Raw genomic sequence first — 16,710 nt, forward strand, 5'->3', positions numbered from 1 at the left:
CGTTCCAGTTTTAAATAATCCCTCGCTGTAAGAATCAGGAAAGAGTTCCGTCTATATAAGCAGACGGGCATGTCGGACACCGAACAGGACATGCACCACACACAAACCAATTTCAACAGACGGAGGTTCCCATGGAAGATCTCACACTCACAATTGAAGGCATGAGCTGCGGGCATTGTGTGCAAGGTATCACCAACATCCTTTCCAAGTTGAAGGGCGTGAAGGTGGATCAGGTGAAAATTGGGGAGGCCACCCTTGGCTTTTATCCGCAGACCATCACACCCGACCAAATTATTCACGCGATCGAGGAGGAAGGCTACAAAGCCCGGCTCAGCATGGAGGCCGTATGAACACCATCGAATGGATCGTCATCATCGGTGGGCTATCGGCTATTGCCTGGGTCAATTGGTACTTCTTCATGGCTCAAGCTGTTGCAGCCAAGCGGGTGCAGAGGAAGACGGAACTCAGGACATCAGCCCCACGATGAACGATCAATGAAACCGTAACGCCCTAGCTTCCTTGTCATCCTGAGTGCAACGAAGAATCTCGTTCAGCGTGGAAGTCTGCACCTGGGCACAGATCCTTCGCCGAACGGCTCAGGATGACAACGGGGTGGGAGGCCAAGCAAGAACGTGCAGACTTTTTACATGCCTGAAAATTGAAATCAACAATCTTATCCATCAGCATCGAGCCGACAGAATAGGAAATCGGACATGAATACCGTCATCGCCAAACCAGAGAGCAGACGATCACATCCTCCCGTGAGGAAACGGGACGAATCCGCCGACATGAGCCCTCCCCGACGGGTCAGTCTTTCGGTCGGCGGCATGACCTGCGCCGCCTGCCAAATCCGCGTGCAACGTGCGCTGGACAAAGAACCCGGCGTCATTCAGGCCTCAGTCAATTTGATGTTGAAATCGGCGGAGGTGACCTACGATCCGGTCACCACGACACCGGATGCGGTCAGACGGGCCATTACACAGACCGGATATGAAGCGGAGATCCATTCGTCGGATCACACGGACCAGGATGAGCAGGCACAACAGGAACAAAAGCAGGCGGAGGAATTTCGATCATTTCGCAACAAGGCGGTGGTCAGCGGAATCCTCGGGGTGGTTGCCATGGTGCTCTCCATGCCGCTCATGAGTGCCGCACCCACACACCCGCACGGTGGGGTGACCGATCCGTTCATGCACTGGATCATGGGATGGATGACACCCGTTCTGACATCATTCGCTCCCGATCTCTATGCGATACATCCAAACATCCTGGCATTCACCCTGCTCGCCATGACCGTCTTCGTCATGACCTGGGCAGGCAGACATTTTTATACGCGGGCCTGGGCCGCCTTCCGCCATCATTCCGCCGACATGAATACCCTGGTGGCGGTTGGCACCGGCGCGGCCTTCCTCTTCTCCCTCCTCGCCACCCTCGCGCCCGAGATCTTTTTGAGGCGAGGCATGGCGCCGGAACTCTATTATGAAGCCGTCATCATGATCATTGCGTTGATTTTGACGGGTAATGCACTTGAATCAAGAGCCAAACGCCAAACATCGGCGGCCTTGCGAAAACTCATGACGCTTCAACCCCGAACCGCCCGGATCATCCGGGATGGCCGGGAACAGGAGATCCCGGTGGAAGACATGCGCACCGGGGACACCGTGCTGGTCCGTCCCGGAGATCGCATCCCCGTGGATGGCACCTTTCTCGCCGGAACCTGCTCGGTCGACGAATCGATGCTGACGGGAGAATCCATGCCCGTCGACAAACAGCCCGGCGATCGCCTGATCGGAGGCACCATGAATACCACCGGCGCGTTTCAGTACCACGCCACGACCTTGGGCTCAGACAGTGTGCTCTCTCGCATAGTGCAACTCATGCGCGAGGCCCAGGGGTCACGTGCGCCCATTCAAAAACTGGCCGACCGTGTCAGCGGGATTTTTGTTCCCGTGGTTCTCTCATTGGCGATTGCGACATTTATGGTGTGGTTTGTGGTGGCGGATACCGCCCCTGCCATTCGCGCCCTGGTTGCCGCCGTGTCGGTACTGATCATCGCCTGCCCCTGTGCGATGGGATTGGCCGTGCCCACAGCCGTCATGGTGGCTACCGGAAAAGGAGCCGACCTGGGCATACTCATCAAAGGTGGAGAAGCGCTCCAACGGGCAAGCCAGGTCACGACCATCGTCATGGACAAAACCGGGACGCTCACCGAAGGACAACCGGCCGTCACCGAAATTCTGTCGGCCCCCGGTACCACACACACCGCACAAGAAATCCTTCGTCTCGTCGCCTCGGTGGAACGTTCATCGGAACATCCGCTCGGCCAAGCCATCGTGCGGCATGCCACAACCCAGAAATACCCCTTGTCTCCGGTGCACGCGTTTCAAGCGATGACGGGACGGGGTGCCGTGGGAGTGGTCGAAGACTACAAAGTCGCCGTGGGAAACCAGGCCCTGATGTCTGAGTTGGGAATCCAGACCGGCGCAATTCAACAGGATGTCGAGCGGTTCGCCAGAGAAGGGAAAACCCCCGTGTATGTGGGCATCGACGGAACCGTGGCCGCTTTAGTGGCCATTGCCGACCCGCTGAAAGCCTCGTCTCGTGAGGTTGTCGACCGCTTGCACCGGCTGGGGTATCAGGTGATGATGCTCACGGGCGACCATCAACGCACCGCAGAAGCCGTGGCACAAATGGCCGGGATCACACGGGTCGTGGCGGGCGTCTTACCCGAAGGAAAGGTGGCGGAAATCACGCGGCTCCAGGCAAAAGGAGAAGTCGTCGCCATGGTCGGTGACGGCATGAACGACGCACCCGCCCTCGCCCAGGCGGATATCGGCATTGCCATGGGAGCAGGGTCCGATATTGCCATCGAAGCCGGCGATGTCACCCTCATGCGCAACGATCTGCGAGCGGTCGGGTCCGCCATCGAGTTGGCCCGGCAGACGATGAAGACCATGAAGCAAAATTTGTTCTGGGCCTTCATTTATAATGTCGTGGGCATCCCGGTTGCGGCCGGTATCCTCTACCCCATCTGGGGCATCATGCTCAGCCCCATCCTGGCCAGTGCCGCCATGGCCTTCAGCTCCGTCAGTGTCGTCACCAACAGCCTCCGCCTCCGCATGTGGTCGCCGGAGAACTGAGGATCGTCAGCCAACTTGATGGGCCCAGGCAGCCGGGAAGAAACGAATCCATTTCCTCCCGGCTTCTCATCGTTCCGGTATCTGGCTTCAGGAATTGGAGCCAACGTTTTTTATTAGCTCTCACAACAGCGTTCCGGCTGATCTGTTGTCTCAACATATCTCGAATCCTTTTCAACGCTGTCGGCACGCCATGCCACACAAAGGGCTCACGGATTTGCCCTCGTCAGAGGCCAGCCATATGTCGCGTGTCTAACCTTTTCGTTTTTTTCTCCTTCCCAATCCTTATATTTCGCCTTCTGACGGAAGTGGAAGAACTTTGCCAACCTTGGAAGGAACGCCCATTTGATACAATTATGGGTTACCCCTGGACAGAGACACTATGACTTCTTTTGCACCTGAAACCGCATTGATCCAAATGACACCCTACGGCCTGTACTGTCCTCAGGGGAGGTTTTACATCGATCCGGTCCGGGGACCGGTCGAGCGGGCGGTCATCACCCACGGACATGCCGATCATGCCAGAAATGTGGCGGAGACCTATTTCAGCACCTTTGGATCCTCACCGATTTTGCAGAAACGTTTATCCAACGACATTTCTTTGCGCACGGTTTCCTATGGTGACCCGTTTACTCTTGGGGATACCACAGTCAGTTTGCACCCGGCCGGCCATATTTTAGGTTCGGCTCAGGTCCGCGTGGAGCATCAAGGAGAGGTCTGGGTGGTGACCGGGGATTTCAAACGGGACCACGATCCGACCTGTCAGCCGTTTGAGGTTGTTCCCTGCGATACGTTGATCAGCGAAGCCACGTTTGCCCTTCCGATTTATCGTTGGCCTCCTGCCGGGCAGGTGGCCCGGGATATCCTGGCGTGGTGGGACGAAAACATCGAACTCCACCAGGTCTCGGTTTTGTTTTGCTACGCATTGGGGAAGGCACAGCGCGTACTGGCTGAGCTCAATAAACTCACCGACCGCAAAGTCTTTCTGCATGGTGCCATCCTACCCATCGTGGATATCTATCGAGAAGCGGGCATTGCCATGTTGCCGACGGAGAAAATCGACCTCCAGAATAAACGGGACTATGCCGGTGAACTGATCCTAGCCCCTCCCGGCGCGCTGGGATCGCCCTGGATGCGACGGTTTAAAGGCGCTCAGACCGGGTTTTGTTCAGGCTGGATGCGGGTGCGCGGCAATCGCCGTCGCGGTGGATATGATCGGGGCTTTGTCCTGTCCGATCACGCAGACTGGCCATCGCTGCTGCAAACGTTTGACGACAGCCGGGCGAGTCGTATCCAACTGCATCACGGATTTTCCGACATCCTGGTGCGGTACCTTGGCGAGCAGGGTGTGGATGCGATCAGCCTGGGATCACCTTTTGCGGATCCGGAGTCGGTATGAAACGGTTTGCCACTCTTTACCGGGCTCTGGATCAGACCACCTCGACGAACATCAAGCTCGCCGCCCTGCGGCGGTATTTCGAGTCGGTCCCACCGGCCGATGCGGCCTGGGCGGTGTATTTTCTGTCCGGCCGCCGGTTCAAGCGCATGGTGGGACCGGCCAATTTGCGGCAGTGGATGATCGAAGCGTCGAATCTTCCGGCCTGGCTGGTGGAGGAAACGTACGCCAGTGTCGGAGACCTGGCTGAAACTGCGGCGCTGTTGACCGATACCCAAGCGCCAACTTCAATCAACCATTCCCTATCGGAATGGATGGAGAAAGAAATGCTGGTATTAGGCACGGAACCTCCGGACCAACAGCGCCTGCGGATCCAAAGTTGGTGGCAACATCTGGATTACGATACGTGCTATTTGGTGAATAAACTCCTGACCGGCTCGCTCCGGGTGGGTGTCTCCCATCTTCTCGTCGCCCGCGCATTAGCCGACAGCGCCAATTTACCTCGGCCGGTCATTCTGCACCGGCTGATGGGCCATTGGGAACCAACCCCACAATTTTATGACCAATTGACCGCTCCGGATGACGGCTCCACCGATCATTCCCGCCCGTATCCTTTTTGTCTGGCCAGCCCCTTGGAGCAACAGAAAACTCTTCAGGAGTTGAAGACGCAATTGGGAGACGCGCGCGAGTGGTTGGTGGAATGGAAGTGGGATGGCATCCGGGCTCAACTCTTGCGACGGCCCGGGGCCTGTTACATCTGGACCCGCGGGGAAGAACTGGTCACCGATCGCTATCCTGAAGTGCGGGACGCCGCGTATGGGTTACCTGAAGGCACCGTGCTCGACGGAGAAATCCTGGCCTGGTCGGAGGAGACAGGCGTGATGCCCTTTACGATCCTGCAACGCCGGCTCGGCCGCAAGACCGTCGGCAAAAAACTTCTGCAAGACATTCCCATTTGTTTCATGGCCTATGATCTCATCGAGCATGAAGGCCAGGACATGCGTCAGCATACAACGACGGAACGGCGTGCCCTGCTGGATACGCTCCTCAAACAAGCCGGACCGGTTTTGAAAATTTCACCGCTGCTGTCCGTCACCAGTTGGAAGGAGGCCGCACAGTGGCAGGCGGAATCGCGGGGGCGACTCGTGGAAGGGTTGATGTTGAAACACCGGGACGCCCTGTACGAAGTCGGGCGCCGTCGCGGGCATTGGTGGAAATGGAAAATCACCCCTCACACCCTCGATACGGTCATGATGTATGCCCAACCCGGCCACGGGCGCCGCGCGAATTTATACACCGACTATACGTTCGGCGTGTGGCAGGATCAGGAATTGGTTCCGATTGCCAAAGCCTATTCCGGACTGACCAATGAGGAAATTTATGAACTGGATAAATGGATACGGCAACATACCCTCAAACGATTCGGGCCCGTGCGCTCCGTGAAACCCGAACAAGTTTTTGAATTGGCCTTCGAGGCGATCAACCGGTCATCCCGCCACAAATCGGGCGTGGCCGTGCGGTTTCCCCGCATTGCCCGATGGCGACGGGACCTTCATCCCAAAGATGCCGACTCGCTTGCCGATGTTCATTCCCTGCCCGGGACGGGAACCGCATGAGCACAGGCACACGAATCGACGCGTATTTCACGGCAAAAGGGTGGACCCGATTCCGCTTTCAACGGGAAGCCTGGCGGGCTTATCGACAAGGGCACTCGGGGTTGATCTATTCCCCGACCGGTAGCGGAAAAACGTTGGCCGCCTGGCTCGGGCCGGTTCGTCGCGCGCTCGAGACCCCCGCCGTCAACAAAGGGTTGCAGGTGTTGTGGATTACTCCGCTGCGCGCGTTGGCCAACGACCTGGCCGCGAATCTACGGGATTCGGTCGAAGCTCTGGATCTGCCCTGGCGAGTGGAGATCCGGACGGGCGATACAGGCTCATCCGTCCGTTCCCGACAACGCCAAAAGCCTCCGGAGGCTCTCATCACCACCCCCGAAAGTTTGTCATTGCTGTTGAGCTACCCTGAAGGAGAGCAATGGTTTTCCCGACTGCATACCGTGATCGTCGACGAATGGCATGAACTCATCGGAACCAAACGCGGGGTTCAGCTTGAATTGTGTCTGGCCCGACTTCGACGCTGGCGGCCGGACCTGCAGACCTGGGGTCTCTCGGCCACATTGGGGAATGTCGATGAGGCGATGGAGGCCTTGCTGGGTCCGCATGGGAAAGGAATCATGATTCAGGATTCGCAGCCCAAAACCACTCACATCGAGGCGGTTCTCCCGGTCTCAGCCGGAAAGTTTCCCTGGAGCGGCCACCTGGGTCTTCAGCTTCTTCCTCAGGTCATCGAACTTTTGGAAAACAGCAACACCACCCTGCTGTTTACCAATACGAGGGCGCAGGCCGAACAGTGGGCGGAAGCCCTTGGTAAAGCCCGGCCCGACTGGACGCCGGAAATCGATCTCCACCATGGATCGATCGATCAGTCGTTGCGTCATCGTATCGAGGAAAAATTGCGGGCCGGGGCCGTGCGCTGCGTGGTGTGCACCTCATCTCTGGACCTTGGGGTGGATTTCAGCACGGTGGACCAGGTGATTCAGGTGGGAAGTCCAAAGGGCATTGCCCGCCTGTTGCAACGGGCCGGCCGCAGCGGCCATCAACCGGGCGCCGAATCCCGGGTGGTGTGCGTCCCCACGCATGCATTTGAACTCGTCGAAATCGCCGCGGCCCGGCATGCGGCGGAAGCCGGGTTTTTGGAATCCCGACCCCCTCTCCGGTCGTGTCTGGATGTGCTCGCGCAGCATCTCATTACGATCGCCCTGGGCAGCGGATTTGAACCTGAAGCGATGCGCGAAGAAATTGAATCCACAATGGCGTTCGTCGGCCTTCAGGACGCGCAATGGCAATGGGTGTTGGACTTTATCACCCGGGGAGGCCAAACGCTGCAGGGCTATCCGCAGTTCCATAAAGTCAACGAGAGTCAGGGGGTCTATCGGGTGGAGGATCGACGTCTTGCCGCCCATCACCGGATGAGTATCGGGACGATCACCAGCAACACGGCCATGCAGGTCCGGTGGCTACGCGGTGGGCTCCTCGGTCATATTGAAGAGGATTTTATCGCCAAGCTCAGAAAAAACGATCGCTTCCTCTTTGCCGGCCGACTGGTCAAATTGATGATGGTCCAGGACATGACCGCCTACGTGCAGCATGCGACGAACGGCGCGCGAACGGTCCCTCGATGGCAGGGCGGGCGCATGCCGCTCAGTAGTGAGTTGGCCGACAGCGTCTTGGCGCTGCTCGGACGATCGCGAACGGAGGACGTCCCCGACCCCGAAATGCGGGCCATCCGGGATCTCCTGACAATCCAAAGCCGCTGGTCTCGCATCCCCGATCCCTCCATCCTGTTGTGCGAGATGGTGAGGGGACGGGAAGGGGTCAGCCTGTTTTGTTACCCCTTCGGCGGGCGCCTGGTGCATGAAGGCCTGGCGACCCTCCTGGCCTACAGGTTGACCCGCCTCCGTCCAATGACCTTCAAACTTTCCGCTAACGACTACGGGTTCGAATTATTATCGAAAGAAAACCCCGACCTGGACGAAACACTTCTTGCAAAGATGTTGACGACCCAGAATTTGTTGGAGGATCTTCACGGGTGTATGAACACCACAGAACTCGCCCGGCGGCAGTTTCGGGATATCGCGCGCATCGCCGGACTCGTTTTTCAGGGATATCCGGGAAAGAATAAAACCACCAAACAGATTCAGGCCTCCAGTAGTCTCATTTACGATGTGTTCACCGCTTATGATCCCCACAACCTTCTTCTCGATCAAGCGTGGCGCGAGGTCTTGGAGAACCAACTTCAATCGACCCGACTGGCCGGGATCCTCGAGCGCATCGTCACTCAAACCCTCGTTCTGACCCATCCCAAACGCCTGACGCCCCTGGCCTTTCCGCTCTGGGCCGAGCGAATACAAAGTCAAACGATTTCCAGCGAAACCTGGCGGGAACGCGTGCTGAACATGATTGCCTCGCTGGAGAAGGAATCCCCCGAGCGTCGGAATGTCAAAATGGCACGCGTGCTGACCGGTCATCGCAGATGAATGCCAGGCAAGCCGGTCATCATCAAGAAATGGTCATTGACTGCGCGGGAGAAACCCTCATTCTCCATAGTAAACGAGCCATCTATCGTCCCTTCACCAGGACATTGCTGGTGGCTGATATCCATCTGGGGAAAGAAGCGGCCTTCGGACGGGCCGGCCTGGCCATGCCGTATGGGATTCATCCCTCGAATCTTCTGCGTCTTTCACAACTCATTGCCTGGTGTCGCCCGGATCAGCTGATCGTGCTCGGCGATTTAATGCACACCGCCCCTGGGCAGGACGAAACGTGGCCGGATGAATTCTTACAGTGGCTGAAATCTCATTCGTCCTTGGACATCGCCGTGGTGGCCGGCAATCATGATCGGGTAAAGGGCCGGGAGATGTTCGGGTCGCAGGTCAGGTGGCTCCATGAACCCCATGTCTCGGCGCCCTTTGCCTATGCCCATCAACCCATGTCTTGTCAGGGACTGTTTACACTCGCCGGGCATCTTCATCCCACCTATTTACTTGCCAGCCGTGGAGACCGTCTCCGGAGCCCGGTCTTCTGGTTTCGGCCCGACTCTGCGGTCCTCCCTGCCTTCGGGACGTTTACCGGGGGATACAATATCTCACGCATTCCCGGCGACCGAATTTTTTTTATCGGCACCGAGGAGATCATTGAAATTCCACCACGCTGAACATCATATCCATCGGCTGGAGAAGGCCGTTCCCAACGATGAAGGTGAGCGAATCAATATAAAGAATCGCCCCTCGAGACGACCCGAACGATAGTCGCACAAAACGTCTGGTTGGAACGTATTGCCCATCTATGCCAAAATGAAAAATGGAGGCGAGTCTATGGCAACGATGAATGTGTCGGTTCCCGATCCCATGAAGGACTGGGTGCAGGGTCAAATTGCAACGGGAAAATACGCGAACGCCAGCGATTATGTTCGTCATCTAATCCGGCGGGATCAGGAAAAGGTCGAAGTGTTACGACGGACACTTCTTGAAGGAGACCGCAGCGGTGTGAGCCGCCGGAAAGTTGAGGATATTATGAACGATGTGAAAAAACGATGTGCAGACCATGAGTGAGTATCAACTCTCTAAAAAGGCAGACCAGGATCTCCAGCGAACCTATGAATTTTCCATCCAGCAATTCGGACAAAACATGGCGGATGAATATTTCCTCTCCTTCAGGGATTGCCTGCTGCAGTTGGCCGACAGTCCAACATTGGGAAGAGATTGCAGTGAAATCCTGCCCGAGTATTTTCGCTTCGAATGTGGCCCCCACTCAATTTTTTACAAAATGGGAAAGAAACGGATTGTGATCGCCAGAGTCATCCACCAAAGTATGAATCCGGACATCCACATGTAACCGGGGTGGATCGCTCCGCCACTCTCCCAGGAAACTCCTCTCCTCCCATCCTTCCTACCGAGATCATGTCCAAAGACATCCTTCGATAAACACATGAAGTATTGCCTGCAATTACACGATCACCAATGGCAATTGATCGACCAGGATGCGCCGGACCTGACGCCGGTGGTCATTGACTTTGTGTCCGGCAGAACCGCGTACCGGAGAAAATATGGCCACGCCGGTGGGGAGGCTATCAGCAAAGCCGTCGGCATCAAAAAAGGCAAACGCCCGACAATTGTGGATGCCACCGCCGGGTTGGGCCGTGATGCCTTTGTCCTGGCCACCATGGGCTGCCGCGTGCATATGATCGAGCGATCGGAAATGATCGCCGCACTCCTGGAAGACGGCTTACGTCGCGCCGCAGCAGATGAGAAAATTGGCGCGCTCATCCAAGACAAGCTGACGCTCACCTGCGGCGATAGCCGTCAGGCGCTACTCCAGGTCCCGTTTGCACCCGAAGTCATCTATGTCGATCCCATGTTTCCCATAAAAGACAAAACAGCCTTAGTCAAAAAAGCCATGCGAATAGTCCAGGATATCGTCGGCCAGGATACCGATGCCGATGAATTACTCAAGGTAGCTCTCACGATTGCCACCAACCGGGTCGTCGTCAAGCGCCCCGCCTATGCCGATCATCTCGCCGGCATCAAACCCCAGGCCTCAATCAAAACAAAAAAACACCGCTTCGACATCTATCTCATTCCCAAGCAGCAGTAGCAGTCATCCTGCGCCACTCTGTCCTCCTCCACCTTTTTGTCATCCTGAGGGAACCGAAGGATCTAGCAAAGCAGCGGCCGCGACAACATAAGCACCGACCTTTCGCCCTTGCACCAGCTTTCCTTATCAACCGACAGCAGTGACCGATAGAACATATGCCAAGGTCCACGGACTCATCACCTTCAGGTCAATCGACGCCTGCCGGCTGGCCCCAGGGAGGGACGCTCTTCGCATGTAGCGGACCGTGTTTGAGCCCTTCGATTTTTACTGTCCTCCTCCTCCGTCACCCCCGACAGTTGTTATCGTGGATCTATCTTCCCCTCATGAAGCTCCCCTGGCCTGGTGGCATGGCCGAGCAGTGCAACCGGCACCGGGAGAAAGGCGGGCAGTGTCTGAGCGCAGCGAGTTTGCCCGCCGCCGGTGTCGGTGAAACGCGCAGGGCACCCGAAGGGCCATGCCACGGTCAACATGGTTTTGGCCACTTTTGCCGAAACAAAAGTGGCTCGTCGTACGGGGGCGAAACCCCGAATACCTTGACCTCGGCTGCCGGGCCGAAACCCGGTATCAATCGAACCCACACAAAGCACCTCCGTCATTGATCATACGACATCCATCTATACTCACCTCCTCCCCACCACCTGCAGGTCGGCCAACCAGGCTGACGCCAAAATTACCAGACGGCCCGTAGTCCCGACGCCTGCCGGCTGGCCCCCGGGAGGGACGCTCTTCGCATTTTGCGGACCTTGTGTGAGCCCTGCGAGTTGGTCCGCTCTTCAAAAAGTTAGCGGCCCTCCTCTTCAATGAGGCCAGACGGGGCGTCAATGGTTTTGGCCACTTTTGCCGAAACAAAAGTGGCTCGTCGTCCGGGGGCGAAACCCCGGCATTATTTAAACCCTCAACTTCTCGCACACCTTCGACATTGTTCAGCAACCACCAATTGCCGGCTCCTTACCAACCAAAATGCTGTTGACCTATATGCATAAATAGAGCATATTCATACCTATGCGAACGACGCTAAATATTGATGATGCCCTTCTGGAACAAGCCGCAAAATTGACCGGTGTGGAAGAAAAAACCTCCTTAGTCCGGCTCGGGCTTGAGGCTCTCATTTCCAAAGAAGCTGCACGACGCCTGGCTCAACTTGGGGGATCAGAAAAGCAACTACGGTTGCCTCCGCGACGGCGAACGATCCCCAAATCATGATGCTCGGTAACACATCCGTTTAGTTCAACCACATCAGAGGAACAGGTTCATGTTTCCTCTCTTCCTCCCCCTTCCCCAAAATCTCTTGCATAAAAGTTTCGCAACCGTTCTTCTCCTCTGTTCCGACGCCTGCCGGCTGGCCCAATGGAGGGACGCTCTGAGCATCTCGCGGACCTTGTTTGAGCGGAGCGAGTTGGTCCGCTCTTCAAGAGTTTGGCGTTCCTCCCCTTCAATAAGGCCAGACGGGGCGTCAATGGTTTTGGCCACTTTTGCCGAAACAAAAGAACCTCGGCTACCGGGCCGAGACCCGGTATCAATCGAACCCACACATCACTCTCAACGATATGACCCAGCTAAAAGATCAAAATTTGACCTGCAATTCCCTGGAAGGCAACTTCTGGTAAACTTTAGCCACATCAACAGGGGGATCAATGGGGAGGTCAGCATGGAATATCCAGTCGTTATTGAACAAGACCCTGAAGTCGGGGGATACGTCGTCTATTGTCCCACGTTAAAAGGGTGTGTTTCACAAGGGGAGACTGAGGAAGAAGCCCTGGGAAATATCAAGGATGCCATTAAGACCTACCTTGAAAGTATCGAAGATTTAAAACGACGAAAGAAAATGCGGACAGTCGAAGTCACGGTATAGCCAAACTCCCGCAAGTCTCTCATGAACGCACCGGGAGAGCCCTCAAGTATGCAGGTTTTTTTCTCCTTCGAGAAGGCAAGCACATTTCGATGTCCGACGATAAACATATCCTCATCAATCCTCCTCATCACCTTCAGGTCGATCAACCGGGCTGACGTCCAAATCACCAGACGGACCATTGCTCCGACGCCTGCCGGCTGGCCCAAGGAAGGGACGCTCTTCGCATGTAGCGGACCTTGTCTGAGCCCTGCGAGTTGGTCCGCTCTTCAAAAAGTTAGCGGCCCTCCCCTCCAATGAGGCCAGACGGGGCGTCGTTTTGCAAGGTGCGTCTCGAAGAGCGCGACCCTTGTTTGGTCACTTTTGCCTCCACAACCATGGATGCGCCATTTGGGACGCAGCAGGCAAAACCTCGTCGTCCGGGGCAAAACCCCGGCATTCATCAAACACTCAAATCCCCCCCGACATCCATCATCAAACAGACACCTTTCTCCTAGATGCCAATCCTCCGCCTCCTCACCTTCAGGTCGGTCAACCGGGCTGACGTTTTATTTGTTAGGCGGACCTTGTTTGAGCCTCGCGAGTTGGTCCGCCCTCCTTGGGTTTGCCTGGGTACAGTCTAATTTTAATCCGACGCCTGCCGGCTGGCCCCAGGGAGGGACGCTCTTCGCATGTAGCGGACCTTGTGTGAGCCCTGCGAGTTGGTCCGCTCTTCAAAAGGTTGGCGTCCCTCCCCTTCAATAATGCCAGACGGGGCGTCAAGGGTTTTGGGTCCTTTTGCCGAAACAAAAGGACCTCGGCAACCGGGCCGAAACCCGGCTCCCCCCATCGCCAAACATACATCAAGAATAATTCTGTACTTTTTTTTCATGGGTTGGGTAGCATGGTCGCGGGTTCATTCATGAATCAGATTCGCGCCTGTTCAAAACACATCAGGCGAATGGGACAGGGGAAAAATATCCATCGTAAGTTTCGACAAATAGCATGATGAATTGTCGTCGAATCCGCTGCGTCTCGTTCTACATATCCTGGGTCCTGCCGATGCTCCTCCTGTTCGCGCCTCCGGTGGTAGCCGAAAACAGCGTCCCCGCTTCTGCCTCGGCCGAGAAGGAGGTGGCCTACGACCCCTATCGAGGAATGGATCAGAATGGCCGGATTCCCAGGATCGACAAAGCCGCTCTTGTCACCAAGCCCGAACGCTGGCGCTATATCCCCGAGGGCCGACTCAAGCCCGGCGGGTTCTTCGAGCGCTTCCTGGTCTCGAGCTTCTTGCTTCCGTTCTTCTTCGCCAACTCCGCTGTCGGCGCCGGATTGGGCGTGGCAATCACCGACATCGATTTTCGTGCTCAACGTCGTCGTGAATTCCTGGGGGCCTTTCTCTCCCACACAACCGAGGGCCAACAGAGTTATGTGTTGCGGTGGCGACGGTGGCTCAAGCATCTCGAAGTTCCCACGGGTGGCGTGCTCCAGGAAGAACGCAGTTTCGTAAGCGCCGGCGGGGGTTATCGCAAGACGCTGACCAGCCGCTTCTTCGGGATCGGGCCATCGACCAGGGAAAGTCAGGAGACAAGCTATACCGACCAGGTCGCCTTTCTCGAACTGGGTCTCTCGAAGTCGCTTGAGGGATCGTTTGAAGACGTCGTCCTCGAGCTGAATGTGCGAGGGGAACACCACTGGCTCAGCCGGGGCCGCGTTGGGGGAGCCGGGCAAACCGACAGCGAGTTTCCCGGGCTCTTCGGGGAGGCGGATCCCTATGGTCTCGGGTGGGTGGGCGGCGCCATTCGCTGGGACACGCGTGACAGCCAGCGCAATCCCTACCGCGGGACGGTCCTGGGCGGGAGAGTCGATGCCGCGCTACTCCAGAGCGATTGGAACCGGGGTGCGATCTATCAACTCTTCGGCGACCAGCTGATCCCCGTTCCGGGGCTCTTTCACGATGGAGGAGGCGAGGACGAAGAGCACCCGCCGACCGACACCATCGCGCTCCACCTCGAAAGCCAACTAAGCTCCGGCGACCTGCCGTTTTTTGCGCGGCCGACCCTCGGCGGCAGCCGAGTGCTACGCGGGTACATCGCCGGTCGCTGGCGGGATAATGCGGCCTGGGCTGCGGCCACAGAATATCGCGTCTGGGTCCTCCCCCGTGGTTTCCCAATCTGGCGATATCTTCGGATCGAGCGCCTCGGGCTGGCGCTCTTCTACGAAGTCGGCGGTGTCGCAAAGAACGGATTTGAATTCTTCCAGGAACGCGTGCGCCAGAGCTACGGGGTCAGCGCCCGGTTCACGTTGGAGCGTGCGGCCATCTTCCGCGCCGATTTCGGATTCTCGGAAGACGGGATGAATTTCACAGCAGCCTTCGGCCTCCCCTTTTAACCGGTACTCCATGAATCCCCGACATTCGTCATCGAGCATCTATCTTCGCAGCCTTCCTATCGCCTTCAGGTCGGCCAACCGGGCTGACGCTCAAATCAACAGGCGGACCTTGTCTGAGCGGAGCGAGTTGGTCCGCCCTCCTTGTCCCAGCGTCAGCACGATGCAATGGGGCCGACCTGGGTGAAAATGGTTTTGGCCACTTTTGCCGAAACAAAAGTGGCTCGGCCGCCGGGCCGAAACACGACTCTACAAAATTCTGTACTTTAGGGAATTGGTTGGGTACATTCTTCTAAGTAATCCCTTAGAACGAAAAAAGAGGAGCAAGCCATGTCAACGGCAAAACAAATTATGAAAGAAATCTAATGGTGCGGTGCTTTCTCGCGATATTATGCGTTTTGTTCGGCGGCACTAGTTGAATTGAATTCTAGCTTATTTGGAAAGGTGTGCGTATGCGGCAAGCTTCAAATAACTTTGCTTTACGTTCCTTAGACTTAGTAGTTAACTGAGAGAAAAACGATGAAGAGCTACAAAGAGATTAAATTATTTCTCGCCCAGTCATTACTGGAATCCTTCCCGCAGTCAGAAGGGGATGAAATCGATGCCATGGTCACACATTGGCTGCAATCACAGAGTCAAGAGATTCCGTTTCTTACTCCATCCATGAAAGAGCACTGCATTGCATTGCTCCAGCCTCCTCGCCCTCTAATATCACGTCCAAAAAGAGTAAGAGAGTCAAGCGAACCATATCAGGTCCAACTTCCCATCGATTGGGAAGACATTCCCTTCCCACCTGTAAAATATCCCAAATTCACATTCATTGATCTCTTTGCTGGCATTGGTGGTTTCAGAGTTGCAATGCAAGAACAAGAAGGCAAGTGTGTATTCTCAAGTGAATGGGACTCATATGCTAAGACAACATATGAAGCCAATTTCGGAGAAGTCCCATACGGAGATATTCGCAAAATTAGTGAAGAGAGCATTCCTGACCACGACATACTCTGCGCTGGGTTTCCCTGCCAACCTTTCAGCTTAGCAGGGATTTCCGCTCGCAATTCCCTCAATACTGCACACGGATTCGCATGTGAAACACAAGGCACCTTGTTTTTTGATATTGCTCGAATCATTAAAGCAAAGAGGCCCAAAATTGCTTTCCTTGAGAATGTGAAGAATATCGTTGGCCATGATTACGGAAAGACCTTTTCTGTTATCAAAAATACCATAGAGTCCCTTGGATACAGTTTCTCGTATAAACTGATTGACGCAAGTCCATTAGTGCCGCAAAAACGAGTGCGCTGCTATATGGTGTGCATACGTGATGACGACAGAGGGTTTCATTTCCCAGTGATTGACGGACCCCCTCTGGCTCTGAAAACCATACTCGAAGATAGTGTTGATTCCTCATTCACCATCTCTGCGAAACTTTGGGCTGGACACCAGAGACGCACGACTCGCAATCTTGCACGAGGTACAGGTTTTTCGGCTTTTCGCGCTGACCTTAATAAGCCATCAAATACGATAGTGGCAAGATACGGAAAAGATGGAAAAGAATGCCTGATCCCTCAAGGCCGAAAAAACCCAAGAATGCTGACGCCAAGAGAATGCGCTAGATTACAGGGCTTTCCTGAAACCTTTGTTATCCCAACGGCCAAAACTTCTGCTTATCGTCAGTTTGGGAACTCGGTAGCAATCCCAGTAATCAGGCGGATTGCAGAGAGGCTCGTCAAGCATCTACATAATCGAGCATAGGAG

Annotated in this window: 15 protein-coding genes; 14 read left to right on the forward strand and 1 reads right to left on the reverse strand. The window is 55.8% G+C overall.

Translation table 11 applies throughout. From position 1 onward, the window contains the following. Positions 1-131 precede the first annotated feature (131 nt). The 10 genes from PP769_RS16070 to PP769_RS16115 all read left to right on the forward strand — a co-directional run bounded on the left by PP769_RS16070 (position 132) and on the right by PP769_RS16115 (position 10,742). Positions 132-350, forward strand: a complete 219-nt coding sequence (locus PP769_RS16070) for a heavy-metal-associated domain-containing protein (protein ID WP_312641985.1) — start codon at positions 132-134, stop codon at positions 348-350. After that, positions 347-487, forward strand: coding sequence for a hypothetical protein (locus PP769_RS16075; protein WP_312641987.1), 141 nt, complete (start codon positions 347-349; stop codon positions 485-487). Before PP769_RS16070 ends, PP769_RS16075 begins: the two co-directional genes overlap by 4 nt. 226 nt (positions 488-713) lie before the next feature. After that, positions 714-3,140, forward strand: coding sequence for a heavy metal translocating P-type ATPase (locus tag PP769_RS16080; protein WP_312641989.1), 2,427 nt, complete (start codon positions 714-716; stop codon positions 3,138-3,140). Between the two features lie 379 nt (positions 3,141-3,519). Continuing rightward, entirely contained in the window at positions 3,520-4,536 is a 1,017-nt protein-coding gene (locus tag PP769_RS16085; protein ID WP_312641991.1) for a ligase-associated DNA damage response exonuclease, read from the forward strand. Then, entirely contained in the window at positions 4,533-6,149 is a 1,617-nt protein-coding gene (locus PP769_RS16090) for an ATP-dependent DNA ligase (protein WP_312641993.1), read from the forward strand. Before PP769_RS16085 ends, PP769_RS16090 begins: the two co-directional genes overlap by 4 nt. Continuing rightward, positions 6,146-8,626: a ligase-associated DNA damage response DEXH box helicase gene (locus PP769_RS16095; RefSeq protein ID WP_312641995.1), complete on the forward strand. Its 2,481-nt coding sequence runs from the start codon at positions 6,146-6,148 to the stop codon at positions 8,624-8,626. The genes PP769_RS16090 and PP769_RS16095 overlap by 4 nt, the downstream gene beginning before the upstream one ends. Beyond that, positions 8,623-9,303 (forward strand): ligase-associated DNA damage response endonuclease PdeM, encoded by a 681-nt coding sequence (pdeM, locus tag PP769_RS16100; protein ID WP_312641997.1) that lies wholly within the window; start codon positions 8,623-8,625, stop codon positions 9,301-9,303. Before PP769_RS16095 ends, pdeM begins: the two co-directional genes overlap by 4 nt. A 160-nt stretch (positions 9,304-9,463) precedes the next feature. Beyond that, positions 9,464-9,700, forward strand: coding sequence for a type II toxin-antitoxin system ParD family antitoxin (locus PP769_RS16105; protein WP_312641999.1), 237 nt, complete (start codon positions 9,464-9,466; stop codon positions 9,698-9,700). Next, the gene (locus tag PP769_RS16110) at positions 9,693-9,983 is read left to right on the forward strand and encodes a type II toxin-antitoxin system RelE/ParE family toxin (RefSeq protein ID WP_312642001.1); all 291 of its coding nucleotides are present in this window, start codon (positions 9,693-9,695) and stop codon (positions 9,981-9,983) included. The genes PP769_RS16105 and PP769_RS16110 overlap by 8 nt, the downstream gene beginning before the upstream one ends. A gap of 93 nt (positions 9,984-10,076) precedes the next feature. Next, positions 10,077-10,742, forward strand: coding sequence for a class I SAM-dependent methyltransferase (locus PP769_RS16115; RefSeq protein ID WP_312642003.1), 666 nt, complete (start codon positions 10,077-10,079; stop codon positions 10,740-10,742). 299 nt (positions 10,743-11,041) lie between these two features. Here the strand turns inward: PP769_RS16115 and PP769_RS16120 are convergent, their stop codons facing one another. Further along, positions 11,042-11,320, reverse strand: a complete 279-nt coding sequence (locus PP769_RS16120; protein ID WP_312642005.1) for a hypothetical protein — start codon at positions 11,318-11,320, stop codon at positions 11,042-11,044. Positions 11,321-11,744: 424 nt separating this feature from the next. Here PP769_RS16120 and PP769_RS16125 point away from each other — a divergent pair, with 424 nt between their 5' ends. The 4 genes from PP769_RS16125 (at position 11,745) to dcm (ending at position 16,707) form a co-directional block, all read left to right on the forward strand. Next, positions 11,745-11,945, forward strand: coding sequence for a type II toxin-antitoxin system VapB family antitoxin (locus PP769_RS16125; protein ID WP_312642007.1), 201 nt, complete (start codon positions 11,745-11,747; stop codon positions 11,943-11,945). A gap of 445 nt (positions 11,946-12,390) precedes the next feature. Then, positions 12,391-12,594, forward strand: coding sequence for a type II toxin-antitoxin system HicB family antitoxin (locus tag PP769_RS16130; RefSeq protein ID WP_312642009.1), 204 nt, complete (start codon positions 12,391-12,393; stop codon positions 12,592-12,594). Between the two features lie 981 nt (positions 12,595-13,575). Then, positions 13,576-14,961, forward strand: coding sequence for a BamA/TamA family outer membrane protein (locus PP769_RS16135; RefSeq protein WP_312642011.1), 1,386 nt, complete (start codon positions 13,576-13,578; stop codon positions 14,959-14,961). Positions 14,962-15,477: 516 nt separating this feature from the next. After that, positions 15,478-16,707 carry a DNA (cytosine-5-)-methyltransferase gene (gene dcm, locus PP769_RS16140; RefSeq protein WP_312642013.1) on the forward strand — a complete coding sequence of 410 codons (1,230 nt, stop codon included), beginning with the start codon at positions 15,478-15,480 and terminating at the stop codon, positions 16,705-16,707. The last annotated feature ends 3 nt before the right edge of the window (positions 16,708-16,710 follow it).

The sequence above is a fragment of the Candidatus Nitrospira allomarina genome (genome assembly GCF_032050975.1).
In the GTDB taxonomy this organism is placed as follows: Bacteria; Nitrospirota; Nitrospiria; order Nitrospirales; family UBA8639; genus Nitrospira_E; species Nitrospira_E allomarina.